11 protein-coding genes and 1 pseudogene are annotated in these 16153 nt (G+C 71.0%); 6 read left to right on the plus strand and 6 right to left on the minus strand.

Going from position 1 to position 16153, the window contains the following annotated elements; translation table 11 throughout:
- Positions 1–177: 177 nt before the first annotated feature.
- The 3 genes from ACQP1K_RS12860 to fahA all read left to right on the plus strand — a co-directional run bounded on the left by ACQP1K_RS12860 (position 178) and on the right by fahA (position 3914).
- Complete coding sequence (locus tag ACQP1K_RS12860) at positions 178–1515, plus strand: MFS transporter (RefSeq protein ID WP_433501108.1); 1338 nt, start codon at positions 178–180, stop codon at positions 1513–1515.
- Between the two features lie 228 nt (positions 1516–1743).
- On the plus strand, positions 1744–2694 hold the full coding sequence (locus ACQP1K_RS12865) for a hypothetical protein (RefSeq protein WP_433501109.1): 951 nt from the start codon (positions 1744–1746) through the stop codon (positions 2692–2694).
- Complete coding sequence (fahA, locus tag ACQP1K_RS12870; RefSeq protein ID WP_433501110.1) at positions 2691–3914, plus strand: fumarylacetoacetase; 1224 nt, start codon at positions 2691–2693, stop codon at positions 3912–3914. The genes ACQP1K_RS12865 and fahA overlap by 4 nt, the downstream gene beginning before the upstream one ends.
- A 100-nt stretch (positions 3915–4014) precedes the next feature.
- On the opposite strand, the gene ACQP1K_RS12875 is transcribed toward fahA, so the two are convergent.
- On the minus strand, positions 4015–4566 hold the full coding sequence (locus ACQP1K_RS12875; RefSeq protein WP_433501111.1) for a CGNR zinc finger domain-containing protein: 552 nt from the start codon (positions 4564–4566) through the stop codon (positions 4015–4017).
- A gap of 116 nt (positions 4567–4682) precedes the next feature.
- Here ACQP1K_RS12875 and ACQP1K_RS12880 point away from each other — a divergent pair, with 116 nt between their 5' ends.
- Positions 4683–6089, plus strand: coding sequence for an MFS transporter (locus tag ACQP1K_RS12880; RefSeq protein WP_433501112.1), 1407 nt, complete (start codon positions 4683–4685; stop codon positions 6087–6089).
- A gap of 143 nt (positions 6090–6232) precedes the next feature.
- Here the strand turns inward: ACQP1K_RS12880 and ACQP1K_RS12885 are convergent, their stop codons facing one another.
- The gene (locus ACQP1K_RS12885; RefSeq protein ID WP_433501113.1) at positions 6233–6706 is read right to left on the minus strand and encodes a nitroreductase family deazaflavin-dependent oxidoreductase; all 474 of its coding nucleotides are present in this window, start codon (positions 6704–6706) and stop codon (positions 6233–6235) included.
- Positions 6707–6891: 185 nt separating this feature from the next.
- Positions 6892–8865, minus strand: coding sequence for a DUF222 domain-containing protein (locus ACQP1K_RS12890; protein ID WP_433501114.1), 1974 nt, complete (start codon positions 8863–8865; stop codon positions 6892–6894).
- An 882-nt stretch (positions 8866–9747) separates the two neighbouring features.
- On the opposite strand from ACQP1K_RS12890, the gene ACQP1K_RS12895 reads away from it, so the two are divergent.
- A complete protein-coding gene (locus ACQP1K_RS12895; RefSeq protein ID WP_433501115.1) occupies positions 9748–9894 on the plus strand; it encodes a hypothetical protein in 147 nt (48 codons plus the stop codon).
- A gap of 349 nt (positions 9895–10243) precedes the next feature.
- Positions 10244–10513, plus strand: a pseudogene (locus ACQP1K_RS12900) (amidohydrolase family protein); the annotation flags it as partial.
- A 93-nt stretch (positions 10514–10606) separates the two neighbouring features.
- Here ACQP1K_RS12900 and ACQP1K_RS12905 read toward each other — a convergent pair.
- The 3 genes from ACQP1K_RS12905 to ACQP1K_RS12915 form a co-directional block, all read right to left on the minus strand.
- Positions 10607–11944 (minus strand): endo-1,4-beta-xylanase, encoded by a 1338-nt coding sequence (locus ACQP1K_RS12905; protein ID WP_433501116.1) that lies wholly within the window; start codon positions 11942–11944, stop codon positions 10607–10609.
- A 1084-nt stretch (positions 11945–13028) separates the two neighbouring features.
- On the minus strand, positions 13029–14519 hold the full coding sequence (locus ACQP1K_RS12910; protein WP_433501117.1) for an NADH-quinone oxidoreductase subunit C: 1491 nt from the start codon (positions 14517–14519) through the stop codon (positions 13029–13031).
- Positions 14516–16105 (minus strand): proton-conducting transporter transmembrane domain-containing protein, encoded by a 1590-nt coding sequence (locus ACQP1K_RS12915; RefSeq protein WP_433501118.1) that lies wholly within the window; start codon positions 16103–16105, stop codon positions 14516–14518. Before ACQP1K_RS12915 ends, ACQP1K_RS12910 begins: the two co-directional genes overlap by 4 nt.
- Positions 16106–16153 lie beyond the last annotated feature (48 nt).

Here is a 16153-nt window from a genome sequence, read left to right on the forward strand (position 1 = left end):
GGCCGTCGTGGTCTTGTCGGCGGTTCCCCTGACATGGAACAGATCGAGACCGAATTGCCGGTGCCGCCGGTCGCCGGCTACGCCCAAGCGGCCGATCCGCAGTCACGGATGGAAAATCCGTGCCGGACTTCTACCCGAATGCCAGATGATGTCTCCAGGCAAATGAAAGGTAGCTCAGTGGGCGGTTTCGGTAGAATCGGGGTTCTCGTCGTCGCCAACCTGCTCGGTGGTGTCGGCGTCGCCTCCGGTGCCACGGTCGGGGCGTTGCTGATCGAGCAGGTCGGCGGTACGACCATGGCGGGGCTGGGTTCGGCCGCGAACGTGCTCGGCGCGGCGATCGCCGCGGTGCCGCTGGCCGCTGTCGCCGCCAGGCGCGGGCGGCGCTGGTCGCTCACCCTGGGCTATGTGATCTCCGTCGCCGGCGGCGCTTTGATCATCGCCGCCGCCGTGCTCTCCAACATCGTCGTCATGCTGGCCGCGCTGGCCCTCTTCGGCGTCGCACAGGCGGTGAACCTGCAGACCCGGTACGCGGCGGTGGACGACACCCCGCCCGCCGCCCAGGCCAGGGCGATGTCGACGGTGATCTGGGCGACCACCGTCGGATCGGTGGCCGGGCCCAACCTCAGCGAGGTCGGGGACAGGCTCGGGATCCGGCTGGGGCTGCCCGGGCTGTCCGGTCCCTACCTGTTCTCGATCCTGTCGTTCGCGTCGGCGGCGGCGGTGGTCGCGCTGCTGTTCCGGCCTGCCGTACGGCCCCAGGCGGCAGCGGCGGCAGCGGCCGCACGGGCGCAGAGCGCGGCCGGCGCCGGATCAGGTCCGGCCGGGGCGGGGCAGACGGGTGCGCTGGCCGCGCTGCGCTGGGCGGCGGCGCATCCGGTGGCCCGCTTCGCCGTGGTCCTCATCGCGGCGGCGCACGCGGTGATGATCACGGTGATGGTGATGACGCCGCTGCATCTACAGCATCACGGAATGACGCTGCAGGTGGTCGGGATCGTGATCAGTCTCCACATCATAGGAATGTACGCTTTCAGCCCGATCTTCGGCTGGCTGGCGGACCGGTATGGCGCGATGCGGGTCGCGTTCGGCGGCGTCGCGATGCTCTCGGTGGCGCTGGTGCTCGGCTTCCTGGCCGCGACCACGCCGGCGGGCGGAACCCTCACAGCGGTCGCGCTGACCATCCTCGGCGCCGGCTGGTCGGCGTCACTGATCTCCGCTTCCGTGCTGCTGTCGAAGGCCTCCCCGGCCCGGGTCCGGGTGCCGCTGCAGGGCGTCACCGACGCCGGCATGAGCTACGCGGGAGCGGCCGCGGCCGCGCTGGCCGGGCCGATCCTCGCCCTCGGCGGCTTCCGCGCGGTCAACACCGCCGCGGCGATCATCCTCGCGCCGGCCGTGCCCGCCGGGATCGCGGCCCTGCGTCGGCGGGATTCGGGCCGGGAGGGCTCCGATGTCGCCGACGCGGAGCCGGAGGGCCCGTTCGACGAGGGAGAGCGCCAGGACGCCGCCTCGCCGTACTGATCGCCGGCGGCTCGGCCGGCGCCCTCGAGTCGCTCCGGCAGGATGTTCCGCGACTGCTCCGCGAGGTTGCTCCGGCGGTTTGATCTGGATGCGCGGAAAGGGTTGATTGTGCAGATTGTCTTGCGCTGATCGACACGGCCCCGATCGGTCTGAGCACATTGCCGGGTACGGAACGGGCGCGGCGAGTTCGCGCTGATCAGCGGGGGGAAGCTCCGTTAGCATGCGATCGTGGACAGCGACGAGATGACGTTCTCCGGTGGCGAGGCTCTTTTCGCCTCGCTGTTCGACGACGCCGCGCTCTTCCCGCCCGGCGACGCACCCATGGCCGAGGCCGTACCGGCGCATCGACTCCATCGCACGTCGTGGTACGCCGGTTTCGTGGGGCCGTTCATCTGTGCGGACACCCGGCTGGCCGAGCTCCCGGCGGATCTGGTGATCAGCGTCGTGGTGACGGGTGGTCCGGGCGCGGTCGAGCGGATCGGCCCGCTGCCGAACGCGGCGGCGCTGGAGGTCTCGGGGGTGGCCGACCCGGCGGGCGCCACCGCGGCCGTGGCCGCGTTGCGCGGCCGTACGGGTCGCGACGGGGACACGGCCGGGTTCGTGGAGGTCCCGCGGACGGCGTGCCTTCCCGTGCTCGACGCGCTCGCGGGCACGGGGTTCTTCGCCAAGTTCCGCACCGGCGGCCTCCAGGCGCGGGCGTTCCCGTCCGAGGCCGAGCTGGCCGAGTCGATCGTCGGCTGCGTCGGCAGGGACCTGCCGTTCAAATGCACCGCCGGGCTGCACCATGCCGTACGGCACACCGCGACCGGCACGGGCTTCGAGCACCACGGGTTCCTCAACGTGCTGCTCGCCACGAGCGCGGCCCTGGACGGCGCGTCGGCGGCCGAGGTGGCCGGGGTGCTCGCGCTGCGGGATCCCGCCGCCGTGGCCGGCCGGATCCGCGTGCTGGGCGAGGACCGGGCGGCGGCGACGCGCCGGATGTTCCGTTCCTTCGGCACCTGCAGCATCGACGAACCCCTCGAGGATCTGGCCGCGCTCGGCCTGATCGGCGTTCGGCCCGGGACCGCGACCAAGATCCCGACCGCGACCACGAGTCCGACCACGGCTACGACCGCAACCACGACCGCGGCTACGACCGCGACCACGACCACGACTCCGACCGCGCAGGAGCGACTGTGACCTGGCTCGATCTTCGCCCCGACGATGCCGGATGGGGCCTGGACAACCTGCCCTACGGCGTGTTCTCCACCCGGCCCGACGGGCTGGATCGCCGGGTCGGCGTGGCGGTCGGCCGGCACGTCCTGGATCTGGCCGCCGTGGCGGAGGAGCTGTGGCCGGCCATGGCCGGCACGTTCGCCGAGAGCACGCTCGACCGCTTCATGGCCGGCGGCCGGGCCGTGTGGGACGAGACACGCGAACGCGTCACCGGCTGGCTCACCGATGGCGCCCACGAACGGGCCGTGCGTCCGCACCTGGTCGGACGGGACGAGGTGCGGCTCCACCTGCCCTTCACCGTCGCCGACTACGTCGACTTCTACGCCTCGGAGCACCACGCCACGAATCTCGGCCGGATGTTCCGTCCGGGGCAGGAACCGCTGACCCCGAACTGGCGGCACCTGCCGATCGGCTACCACGGCAGGGCGGGGACGGTCGTGGTGTCCGGCACGCCGGTCGTACGGCCACACGGGCAGCGCCGTACCCCGGACGGCGACATCGTCTTCGGCCCGTCGACCCGCCTCGACATCGAGGCCGAGCTGGGATTCGTCGTGGGCGCCCCCTCCGTGTCGGGCACGCCGGTGCCGATGGAGGAGTTCGCCGAGCACGTCTTCGGGGCCTGCCTGGTCAACGACTGGTCGGCCCGGGACATCCAGTCGTGGGAATACGTGCCGCTGGGGCCCTTCCTCGGCAAGTCGTTCGCCACGTCGGTCTCCCCGTGGCTGGTCCCGCTGGCAGCCTTGGAGCACGCCCGGGTCGAGCCGCCGGCACGCGACCCGAAGCCGCTGCCGTACCTGGACGACGCCGATACGGGACCGTGGGGGTTCGACATCCGGCTGGAGGTACGCCTCAACGGCCACGTGGTATCGCGGCCGCCCTTCGCCGGGATGTACTGGACGGCCGCGCAGCAGCTCGCCCACATGACGGTGAACGGCGCCGGCCTGCGCACCGGAGACCTGTTCGCCTCGGGCACGATCAGCGGGCCCGGTTCCGACGAGCGCGGCTCCCTGATCGAGCTCTCCTGGTCGGGCGAGACACCGATCGAGCTGCCCGACGGGAGCAGGCGTACGTTCCTGGAAGACGGCGACGAGGTCGTCATCACCGCGACCGCCCCGGCATCGGGCGGGTGCGTCGTCGCCTTCGGCGAGGTCCGCGGCACCGTCATGCCGCCCCAATCGAACTGACCTGCCACGACTGACCTGCCACGACTGACCCGTCTGGGCTGACCCGTCTGGGCTGACCCGCTCAGGGGGTGTCCGGGGGAGCACGCGGATCCCTCCGGGATCAGTCGGGTGCGCGTCTGCGCCGGGCGGCGTATGCGCGCGCCTTGGCCCGGTTGCCGCAGACGCTCATCGTGCACCAGCGCCGGGTGCGGCTGCGGGTGCCGTCCCAGAACACCCACTCGCACGTGTGATCCGGACACTGCTTGAGGCGCTGCCATTCCCCGGCGGCCACCACCAGGGCCCATGCGACGCCGATCGCGGCGAGCGGGCCGTCGCCGAGCAGGGGACCGCCGGGCTCGGGCTCCGCACCCAGACGTGCTCGCAGGGGCACCGTGTCGAGCACGGACTGCGCCTGCTCGATCGCCCGGGCGGTCTCGCCGGCCTCAGCGGTGTCGGGCGTCCCGATGTTGTTCAGCAGCAGGCGTGCACGCAGACCGGCGCGCAGCGATATCGCCCGGACATGGGTGGTCTCGTCCACCTCGCCGGGCAGCCCCCGATCTCGCGCCCAGGCCGAGAGCCCCTCCACCGTGGCGATCACGTCCGTGCCGGCTTCGACGTCGAGCGTGTTGGCGAATTCGAGGATCAGGGCCGCGTGGGCGGATGGCTCTGTCATGACTGCGCACGCTCCTCCGAGCCGACTCTATTCCAACGGCCTGACTATTCCGCTTATCAAGATAGCCGGTTAACATCTCACCATCTATCCAGATAGACGGTTGAGGTGGGGGCGGCGTGACCGAGACGATGATCCGGGCAGAGCGGGGGAGCGGCAGAAACGAGGCCGTGCTCGTGGCGTTGACGGGCATCACGAACCTGGCCGACGGCGTCGTCAAGATCTCACTGCCCGTCCTCGCCGTGGCGGCCGGCGGCTCCGCCGGGCAGGTGGCCGGGGTGGCGCTCACGCTCACTCTGCCGTGGCTGCTGGCGTCGCTTCCCGTGGGCGTGCTCGCCGATCGGGTCGATCGCCGCCGGCTCGCGGTCGGTGCGAACCTCTTCCGGTCGGCCGCCGTCGTCGCGCTGCTCGCCGCGAGCACGGTGGGGGCGCCGTCGCTGCCGGTTCTGTACGCCGCGGGACTCGTGATCGGTCTCGCCGAGGTGGTGGCCGACACCGCGGTCAGCGCGGTGATTCCCGCCGCCGTCCCCGTGGAGCGGCGCGCCCGGGCCAACGCCTGGATCGCCGGGACCGAGACCGTGGCCAACGAGTTCTGCGGGCCGGCGATCGGCGGCCTGCTCGTCGGCATCGGGGCGGCCGTCGCGCTCGGCTCCGCGACCGCCGCCTTCACCCTCGGCGCGGTGCTGATGACCCTGCTGGTCGGCCGATTCCGAGCCACTGGAGAGCACATCGCCGTCGGAGATGCCTGGGCGGCAGGAGCCCACGGCGACGCGGCGCACTTCGGGGCCGCCGGAGACGTCCGTGCCACCGGAGAGCAGGATGCCGCCGGGCACTCCGAGGCAGCGGGAGACGTCACGGCCGCCGGGGACTCCAGGGCCGGTGGGGGGAGCGTGGTCGCGGACATCCGCGAGGGACTGGTCTTTCTCTGGCGGCATCGGCTGCTGCGCACGCTCTCGCTGACGATCGCCGTCCTGGCGGGGAGCTGGAGCGCCTGGCTCGCCCTGCTGCCGTCTTATGCGACGTCCGTACTGGAGCTGGATCCCGCGGGGTACGGCCTGCTGGTCGGCGCGATCGGCGCGGGCGGCCTGGCCGGCGCCGTGTCCACCTCGGCGGTCAACCGGCTGCTCGGCGTCCGGTGGGCGCTGTTCGCCGATCTGGTCGGGACGTTCCTGATGATGGCCGTGCCCGCCGTGCTCCCGGCGGCCTGGGCCGTCGGCACCGCCGCCTTCGTCGGTGGCATGGGCGGAACGCTGTGGACGGTGAATTCCCGCACCATCTCCCAGGCCCTCGTGCCCGACCGGCTGCTCGGCAGGTACGGCTCCGCCGCCCGGCTGCTCGGCTGGGGCACCCTTCCGCTCGGCGCCGGCCTCGCCGGGGTGCTGGCCGACGCCTTCGGTCTCCGACCCGCTTTCGCCGTCTTCGCCGCGGCGGTCGCCGTGCTCGCCGTGCCCTTCCTGCGCACGGTCACCGCCGCTGAGCTCGCTGCGGCGGGCGATCCTTACGGCCACGACCAGGACAGGACGTGAAGGACCTCCTGTGCGCTCTGGCCGCCGGGCAGGCCCCTGCCGATCCCGGCGTGATCGACCTGCTCGACTCGTATGTGGGAGTCAGCTCAGGGAGCCGACGATCGGCGGCAGTTTCAGGGCAGGTGGGACGGCCAGGAATACGGTCACCGCGGGGTGAGCCGGACAACGGGGTATTCCCGGTTGGATTTGCTCTGGTATTTGGCATAGCGAGGTTGGGCGGTGATGATGCGCTGCCAAGCCTGCTTGAGATCGCTGCCGTCGAGCCTGCGGGGTGTCACCGGCAGGGGGTCGCGGCCGGGTAGTTCGATCGTCGCCCGCTCCGGGCGTGCCATCAGATTGAGGTACCAGTCCGGGTGCCGGTTGTCGCCGCCCGAGGCGACGATCAGCCACGCGTTCTCGCCGTCGGCGAACCACGCCAGAGGTGATTCCCGCGGCTGCTCGCTTCGGCGCCCCACCGTGTTCAGGATCAGTACGTCCATGCCCATGACCTTGTCGCGGCCACGTCGGATCTTGCGGCTCGCCCGGGCGTTCATCCGGTGCAGGAACCACCGTGACACCGGCCCGGGTGAACCGCGCCCGCGCCCTGAGTGACTGCCTGCCCGCCGGTTCTGCGTCATGTCGCCAACGCTAGGACGGCGGTGGCGCTGCCCGCTTCTCGAATCCTGACTGATCACACGGCCGGCGTCACCGACATCTGCGCCCGACCCTGATCCCGGTTTCCCTCGCCGCCCCGCACGCACCCCAGGGGATCAGTTTCAAGATCCGGCAACGGTCCCCTGCGTCTCCCTGAGGTCTTCGCTTCTCAGGCGGGTCTTGCCTTTTCAGGGGATGTAGCCTCTCGAGGAGGTGTCCCTTCAGGAGGCGCTTGCTCTGCCCTTATCGGGGAGGGTGCCTTGACATTGGTGTTGGAGACGGTCTCCTCCGGCGTCTCCGACCTTTCCGGCGTCTCCGGATCGGAAGGCCGGACGCCGCGTCCGCCGACGCGGGAGGGGTCGATGTAAATGAATTCCCAGCGGTCGGGGCCGATCTGGCGGCGTTGGTAGCGGTCGGGGTGCAGGTAGCGGTCGCGGTTGTGGAATTGGCAGGCGGGGCCGAGTCTGGCCAGGTCGGTGTGGCCGCCTTCGCTCCAGTTGTCGAGGTGGTCGACTTGGCACATGCTCGCCGGGAGCGGGCAGCCTTTCACCCAGCAGGTGTCGTAGCGGGCGGCGATGGCGCGGCGTTGGGCGGGGGTGGCCAGGCGGGTTTTGCGGCCCATGTCCAGGGCCTGTCCGTCGGCGTTCATGACCAGGCGGACGAGGGTGGAGGTGCGGGCCAGGCGGTGGATGTCGATGATCGGCAGCAGTTGCCCGGTGGACAGCAGCAGCCCGGGCAGGGTGCGCAGCACCGACCGCCACCACCAGTCCCCGACATCGACTCTCCTATCCCCTGACCCGCCGCCCCCGCCACCTGTGCTTCCGATCCCGGTGCCCGTGGCGTTCGTACGGCCCGGGCCCGTGCCTCCGAAGATCGTGCTTCCGGGGTCTGCGCTGTCCGGGCCCATGTCCTCGGAGCCGGGGCCTCCACAAGCAGACTCCGGAGCCGGCTCGGGAGTGTGATCAAGACCGAGGTCCTCCCCGGCCTCCCCGCGGGTTTCCCAGACGGTCTCCTTACGGTTCGCACCCGCCGGCCCGCCGCTCCGGACGGCGTCACCAGGCGCGACGTCATCAGGCACGGTGCCGCCGGACGTGATGTCACCAGGCACCGCGTCGTCGGGTGCGGCCTCACTGGGAGTGACATCGCCGGACGCGACATCGCCGTCCGCGCCGTCGGATGTGGTGCCGTCCCCTGTCATGCCATCGGTCGCGCTGCCTTTGGGCGCGCTGTCTTTGGGCGCGCTGTCTCCGGATGAGACATCGCCGGGTCCGGTGGTGCCGCCGGGTGCGGTGTCGCGCGGGGTGTCGCCGGGCACTGTGTCGGCGGGCACTGTGTCGCTGGGCACCGTGTCGGCGGGTGTGGCGTGGCCGGGAGTGGGCTGCCGCGGAGTGGTGGTGTGGCGGGTGGGGTCGTCGGGGAGGGATTCGGCGTTGATCAACACCAGGAGTTCGGTGGTGATCTGCTGTTCCAGCAGCGCGATCAGCGCGTCGGCGTTGCGGACCCGCAGCGGCCGGTCATCTCCTTGAGCCTTGGGCTTGGCGTAGGCGTCCAGCAGTGCCCGCAGCCGGGCGGCGGCCTCCCGCGGCAGACGGAACTCCCCCTCCACCCCGCCGGCATCGGTCTCCCGCACCAGCAGGAACCGGGCATCGAAATCGGCACCGGCATCCCGGAGCTCCCCATCGGGGTCCAGCACCGCGCGGAGATACCGTCCCGCTTTGGCGATCTCCTGCGGCCCGGCCGAGCCGGCCAGCTCCAGCAGGATCGTCTCGGCCTTGGCCGCGTCCGCATCACTGAGCCCGGTGGTGGCCGCGCAGATCGCCGCCACTATGGCCTCGGTCAGGTTCCCGGCGGCGAACCGCGCCCGAATCTCGGGCAGGCGTGCCAGTTCGACGCCCAGGGCCACGGTGCGGCAGGCCGTGCGGCGGCTCATCCCGCACCCCGACTGTAGCCAGGTCTTGGTGGAGGCATGCCCACGCTCGCGGGCGGCCCCGGCGGCGTGCACGTGGGCGGCCCGTACGGCGATCGCCGCCTCCAGCCGGTCCCGTGCGAACGCAAGCTCCTCCACCTGCGCCAGACACTGCTGCGGCGAGTCCGGGAGCGGGGTCAACGCCAGCGCCAGCGCGGCCTCCCGAACCTGACTCACCAACGGCCACGAGAGATCACCAGCACCATCCCCACCCTGCTGACCACCCCAAACCCGGCCGCCCCGAGCCTGGGCGCCGCCGTCAACCGGGTGAGCCGTTCCGCCGCTCGCGTGGCCACTCTCGCCGTCAAATTCAGCGTCACCGGTCTCCGCATCGCCAGGTGCGTGATTGTCGGTCCGCCCGATCTCGAGGTCCGCAGCGGGATCGCTCACGATGCCGCTGCCCATATCGCCTTCGCACCCGCCTCGGTGCACACCGTCCGAAATCGCGGTGTTCGGGATTGCGCTGTTTGAGGATATATCGGGGACGGCGCCAAGCCAGTCGGGCCAATCGGACCACCGCGCGGTGTCTCCCGGCCCGCCCTGAGCGTGGGCGGCAGCACGGGCCTGTGTCTCGACCTTCATACCGGCCCACCACTCAGGACCCAGCAAGGGCTTGGCATGGGACAACGGCAAGACGGGACCGACCCGATCCGCGGACTTCGTCTCCCGTGCTGCCGACATCATCGATCCCCCTTCCGCATCACCGGTTCGAACGCCTGTTGCAATTCTTTCACCCGTGATTTGGTCAGGGCAATAGTCCGACCCAAAAAATTCAAAGAAATTATGAGAGATAAGTACCTGGTCGAGTGCTACCGACTCTATGTCGGATGAATCACGGTCACCCTATTTTCGATGGTCCTTGCGACATTTGCTGCCAATCTACTATTGTCGCGCTAAGTTCATTTAACCTCGAATGTCGCAATTGGTGGCACTCTGTGCTCGATTGAATGCTGTGGCTGGGGCGGTTGACGGAACCCGTCAGGGGCCCGGGCCGTACGCGAGCTCCAGGGACCCGGCGGACCGGTTCTGATGTTCGCCTCGGCTGAATGGGTCGCCTTCATGAGCGACATCGAGCACGACATCGAGCACGACATCGTGAGAGACATTGTGAGAGACATTGTGAGAGACATCGAGTGCGGCGCTTTCGCCGGACGCCGCACATCGCCCAGAGAGCCGCTGAGTCGGGAGGTTGGTCTGGTCCGCTGAGGCGGGGATGTCAACCGGGTACGGAGCCGAGCGGCCTGCCGAAATCCGAAGTGGCCCGCCGCGTACGTTCGCGGGGAACTTCCCTGTCGCCCTTGCATCGCCGATCGAGGGCCGATGAGTGAGGTCCCGACCGGCTCAGCCGGTCGGCGAGGTGCTGGCCCGGATCACCAGTTTGGCGGGGAGGACCTCGACCGTGCCGGGCGCGATGTCCCCGTGGGACCGGCATCGTGAGCTGGACCAGATCCCGGAGCTCCTCGGTCGGCGGGAGGCCGGCACCGCTCCCGCGGGAGGTGGAGACGCGCCGGGCCGGTTCCGCCCCACCACCGTGAAGATCATGACCGACGGGGTGATGGAGAACTACACCGGCGCGCCGCACCCCGACGACGTGCCCCGCTTCCGCGAGCTGGGCGTCACGGCCAACTGCCAGGCGTACTGGGCGCAGATGGAACCGCAGATGGAGGAGCTGACGCTGCCTTTCCTCGGCCGGGACCGCGCCGACCTGCAGTATCCGTTCTGGGACCTGCTCCGCAACGGCGCGACCCCGGCGATGGGCAGCGACTGGTCGGTGACCACCGCCGATCCGCTGGAGGAGATCGAGGTCGCGGTCCCGCATACCCTGCCGCAGCGCGCCGTGCGCCGCCGGGCCGAGCACGCGAAGGGGCCGGGCGGCGAAGTCCGCCGCCCGGCCCGCTTCACTCAAGGGGTCTTCGGATCAGGAGCTGGTGCAGGTGGCCGTGGGGGTGGCCGCGCTGCCGTTGCCGGTGAAGCCGAAGGTCGTGGAGGCGCCGGAGGCGATGGAGCCGTTGTAGTCGACGTTACGCACGGTCACGTTGGAGCCGGACACGCTCTGTGTGCCGTTCCACAGGTTGGTGATGCTCTGCCCGCCCGGCCAGGTCCACGTCACGGTCCACCCGTTGACCGCGGAGCTGCCCGCGCGGACCGTCACCTCCGTCTGGAAGCCGCCCGGCCAGCTGTTGACCGTCTGGAGCGTCGCCGAACATGCCCCGCCGCCCGGTGTCGGAGTCGGGGTGGGTGTCGGTGTGGGCGTCGGTGTCGGTGTCGGGGTGGGCGTGGGTGTCGGGGTGGGGTTGGGGGTGGCGGCGTTGAGCGCGTTCAGCACCGAGGTGTAGGCGGGCTTCTTGTTGCCGCTGCCGTCGAACAGCAGCGGGTTCTGGTAGGAGCGCCAGGAGTCGCTGTCGCGGACGCCCCACACGGTGATGCCGACGCAGCGGGAGACCGCCAGGCAGTCGTTGACGATGTTGGCGTAGGTGGTGGCCGAGGCGCCCTCGACGTCCAGCTCGGTGATCGCCACGTCCACGCCCAGGGCGGCGAAGCTCTGCAGCGTGGTGCGGAAGTTGGGGTTGTAGGCGCTACCGCTGTTGAAGTGGCCCTGCAGTCCCACGCAGTCGATCGGCACGCCGCGCTGCTTGAAGTCGCGGACCATGTTGTAGACGCCCTGCGTCTTGGCCCAGGTCCAGTTGTCGATGTTGTAGTCGTTGTAGCACAGCTTGGCGGCCGGGTCGGCGGCCCGCGCGGTGCGGAAGGCGACCTCGATCCAGTCGTTGCCGGTCCGCTGGAGGTTGGAGTCGCGGCGGCCGCCGGAACCGTCGTCGAAGGCCTCGTTGACGACGTCCCAGTAGGCGATCTTGCCCTTGTAGTGGGCCATGACGCCGTTGATGTGGTCGATCATGGCCTGGCGCAGCGAGCTACCCGACAGCGACTGCATCCAGCCCGGCTGCTGGGAGTGCCAGGCCAGGGTGTGGCCGCGGACCTGCTTGCCGTTCTGCACGGCCCAGTTGTAGATCCGGTCGGCCTGGGTGAAGTTGAACTGCCCCCGGTTGGGCTCGGTGGCGTCGATCTTCATCTCGTTCTCGGCCGTGATCATGTTGAACTCACGGTTCGCGATCGTGGTGTACGTCGAGTCACCGAGCTTGCCGGCGGCGATGGCCGTACCGAAGTACCGCCCGCTCTGCGCGGCCGCCGCGCCCAGCGTGCTCGCCGCGGCGTCGGCGGGAGTCTGCACCGCCACCAGAGCTGTAACGCCGAGCACGCCTACTGCTGCCGTGGCGAGGGCCCTGCGCAGACCGCTGAATGGCTGCCGGGGTCGATCTAAGGGGGTGGAACCTGTGACCATGCTTGGGCCTCCACTGAGTCACAAAGATAGGAATACGGCGGGGGAGTCCCCGTGGACAGACGCCGCGTCCCATGGCCGGGGACGCACACCACGAGGGCGCCGGAGCCGGCCCCTGCCATGCACCTCCAAATCGGCAGGGGGGACCGCTCTGGGGATTCAGTTTGGAAACCCATCCGAAATGTGTCAAGGAGGATCAGAAATGTTTCGGATGCTCCATTCGCCTACCTGCGGCGTACGTGCTCGAACGCCCACCCACCTCCTGAAATTTTCGCCGAATCGCGCTGGGGTGAGAGCGCGGCCGATGTAACTTTCAGCACGGCGCCCTCGTCCGCAGACCGGACGAGCCGCACCCCCGGTGTCGCATCCGGCGCCGGAACCCGCTCCCGATGCCCGGTACCGATCGCGCCCCGGGCGCCGGCACGCTCGGGCCCCGGACGCGCCTCGGAACCGCGTGTGGCCCGGAGACGGCTCGCTCCCGGGTGGGAGTGCGGGCGCGGCGGGATGCCTCCGATCCGGGCGATGACGAAACCGGCCGCCGGACCCGTCGGCTCTACCGGGTGGGTGATCGCCCGTCGCACGCGTCGAACACACCGACAGAGGGTCGGAGCACATCATGTTCTGGACGGTGCTTGAAAACCTCACCCGGCCGTCCCCGATCCCGGTCGAGTGAGAACGGCCGTCGGCTGGGCTCTCGACGAGTTCACAGCCGAGAAGATCTCCGCAATCTGACGGAGGGCATTAACGACTCAGTAAGAGTGGGACCGATATTTTCGTCATACCACCGAAACTTTTGAAAACCCGATGCCCGCCAGCGCCGACACCAACCGCCGACACCAACCGCCGGCAGCGACCGCTGTCGGTCCCCGTCATTCCCACGACCCAGCCCTACGACGGTCTACCGACCCCGCATGGTAGGGCGCCGAGACAGCGGCATGCACCGCACCGCTCTCCGCGCCGGGGCGTCCCGGCCGGTCGGCGCGCGGCGGCAGAGGGCAGAGGGTCAGAGGTCGTTGCCGGCGTAGGACAGGTTGAAGCTCTTGTTCACGAGCGGGAAGTCGGGGACGATCGTCCCGCTGAGGGCGACGGGCAGGGCCGGCCAGTTGAAGAACGACGGATCCACGATCTTCACGCGGGACAGCGTCCCGTCCTCGGCGAGCTCGACGCGATGGACGATCGTCCCCCGCCAGCCCTCCGTGATCCCGACTCCCGACGCCGGGCCGGCCGCCGTCACGCGCTCCGCGTACCTGACGCCTGCGGCCAGGCCGTCCACCAGCCGGTTGATCAGCTCGGCGGAGACCGCGATCTCCGCAGCGCGCACCTGGAACCGGGCGAGTACGTCCCCGCCGGTACGGGTGGCCACACAGAAGGGTCCGATGTCGGCGAAGGGATGGTCGCGGCGGGCGTCGGTGTCGAGACCGCTGGCCCGTGCGACGTAGCCGAGTACGCCGAGGTCACGTGCCGCCTCGGCGGGCAGCTCCGCCGTGCCGGCGAACCGGTCGAGGACGACGGTGTGCCCGAGCGCGAGATCGACGATCTCGGCGACGTCGGCGGCGACGGCCGAGATGACGCCGGGGCCGGGCAGGGCGCGCAGCTCGGCGCCGCCCAGGGTGACCCCGCCGCGTAGCAGCCGGTGGCCGGTCACCTCGGCGTTGAGCCGCAGCAGCCGCTCGCGTACCCGCTGGGCGTGGGCGTTCAAGATGCCGTGGGCCACGTCGTTGCACAGCGCCCCGAGGTCGGTGACGTGGTTGTACAGCCGCTCGAGCTCGAGCAGTACGGCCCGCATGAGCTGGGCACCCGGCGGGACGGCGCACCCCGTGGCCTCCTCGACGGCGAGGCAGTACGCCAGCGCGTGGCCCACCGAGGTGTCGCCGCTGATCCGCTCGGCGAGCTCGATGCCGTCGGCGGGGGCGCGGCCCTCGAAGAGCTTCTCAATGCCCTTGTGCACGAACCACAGCCGGGCCTTCAGCTTCAGGATCGTCTCGCCCACGACCGAGAACCGGAAATGTCCCGGCTCGATGAGCCCCGCGTGCACCGGCCCCACGGGGATCTCGTAGACGCCCGGCCCGGCCACGGTCACGAACGGATAGGGCCCCTCCGGGTCGCCGAACGACGGCGGCGGCCCGGCGTCGGAACGCATCGGATACCACCCGCGCGGCCAGTGGTGGTGGCGTACCAGACGGCGCGGCAGCGGGTGCTCGGCCGGGACGATGCCGTACAGGTCGCGTATCTCGCGTTCGAACCGGCCGGCGGGGAACGACAGCGCGGCGAGGCTCGGCAGGACCGGGTCGTCGCCCGGCAGCCGCACCCGCAGCTCGGTACGCCGTTCCGGGCCCAGATCGAAGCCCGGGGCGGTGAACAGATAGACGACGCGGAAGCCGCCGACCTCCTCGCCGGCGGACACCAGTGCCAGCCGGTGACCGCCGTCGAGTAGTCGCGCCGCCTGGCCGGGCAGCTCGCCGGGGCCGATGTCGAGGACGAGGCGTTCGGTCATGGGGTGACTCCGGCGATGGTCGCGGCGGTTTCGAGCAGTGGCCGCAGCGGTCCGGTCCAGACGCCGAGTACGGCGGCGGCGGCCAGTCCGGCGACCAGCGGGACGGCGGCCGTGCGCGGCAGCCGTACGGCGCCCGCCGGGCCACCCGGCCCGCTCGTCTCGGGAAGCTCGGGAAGCTCGGGAACCTCAGGAAGCTCGGCAAGCTCGGGAACCTTGGGCGCCATATCTGCGATCTCGGCGGTCTCGGTGGCGCGTGGGGAGCCGAGCAGCATGCGTGCGGCGTGACGGGCGACGGCGGCGAACACCACGAGCAGCGGCACCAGGGCGACGGCCGTCGCCCAGCCGACCGCGGTGCCTGCTTCAGCTCCGAATCCGGCACGCACGATGCCGATCATGCTGGCGAACAGGCTGAACGGCGGCAGCCCGAGCACGGCGGCCAGCCCGAGGCCGAAAGCGCCGGCCAGCAGCGGCGCCCGCCGGGCCAGGCCGCGGACCGCGGCGATCCGGCTGCTGCCCGTCGCCAGGTTGATGTGGCCGGCCGACAGGAAAAGCACCGACTTGGCCAGCCCGTGCCCGAGGATGTGCAGCAGGACGGCCATGAGCGCCAGCCGGCCGCCGATGGCGGCGCCGAGCGCGAGCAGGCCCATGTGCTCGATGCTGGAGTAGGCCAGCATGCGCTTGTAGTCCCGCTGGGCGATCAGCAGCGCGGCGGCCACCGCGAGCGAGCCGAGCGCGGCGACCAGCAGCAGCGTCCGGGCGAAACCCACGCCGAGCGCCGCATCGGAGATCACCTTCACCCGCAGGATCGCGTAGAACGCCACGGAGAGCAGCACGCCGGACATCAGCGCGGACACCGGTGCCGGCGCCTGGCCGTGGGCGTCCGGCAGCCAGGCGTTCATCGGGGCGAGCCCGGCCTTCGCGCCGAAGCCGAGCACGAGCAGGGCGACCGCCATCCGCGTCACACCGGGGTCGAGCGCGGCGGCGTGTCCGGCCAGCACCGCCCAATCGAGGCCGGCGCCGGCGGCCACCCCGGCGTGCAGCCCCGCGTAGTGCAGCAGCACCACGCCCAGCAGCGCGAGCGCGATGCCGACCGAGCAGATCACCACGTATTTCCACGCGGCCTCGGTCGCCTCGCGGGTGCGGCGGTGCCCGACGAGGAACGCGGTCAGGATCGTGGTGGCCTCGACCGCCACCCACAGCACGCCCAGGCTGGCCGCCAGCACGGCGAGCGCCATCGCGGCGATGAACCCCTGCGTGTACATGCCGTAGCGGCGGGCCGCCCGCGGCCCGGCGTGCCCCACGGCAGACTCGGCGGCCAGATGGGCCGGGCTGGCCAGCATCGCGAGCAGCGAGACGGCCCCGATCACGATCAGCATGAACGCGCTCAGCGAGTCGGCGCGCAGCAGCCCGCCGAGTGCCTGCCGCGGTCCGTCGGCGGTGACGGCGGCCAGCGCGATCGACGCCGCCAGCGATCCGGCGGCGGCCACCGCGCCCAGCCAGGCCGTGGCGGGGCGCCAGCCGAGGGCCGCGTACAGGCAGCCGGCCAGCACCGGCAGCAGCACGGGTGCGCCCACCAGCAGGGTCACGACAGATCCTCCTCCGCCGCACATGTGCCGGGCCGTACGCTCCGGGCC

Origin of the sequence: Sphaerimonospora sp. CA-214678 (assembly GCF_050942215.1) — a bacterium.
Lineage (GTDB): Bacteria > Actinomycetota > Actinomycetes > Streptosporangiales > Streptosporangiaceae > Sphaerimonospora.

Excerpts from the sequence above, each read along its gene's own strand:
- ACQP1K_RS12875 (WP_433501111.1), bottom strand. The coding sequence starts at position 4,566 with ATGACAGAGCCATCCGCCCACGCGGCCCTGATCCTCGAATTCGCCAAC.
- ACQP1K_RS12885 (WP_433501113.1), bottom strand. The coding sequence starts at position 6,706 with ATGACGCAGAACCGGCGGGCAGGCAGTCACTCAGGGCGCGGGCGCGGT.
- ACQP1K_RS12895 (WP_433501115.1), top strand. The coding sequence starts at position 9,748 with ATGAGCGACATCGAGCACGACATCGAGCACGACATCGTGAGAGACATT.
- ACQP1K_RS12910 (WP_433501117.1), bottom strand. The coding sequence starts at position 14,519 with ATGACCGAACGCCTCGTCCTCGACATCGGCCCCGGCGAGCTGCCCGGC.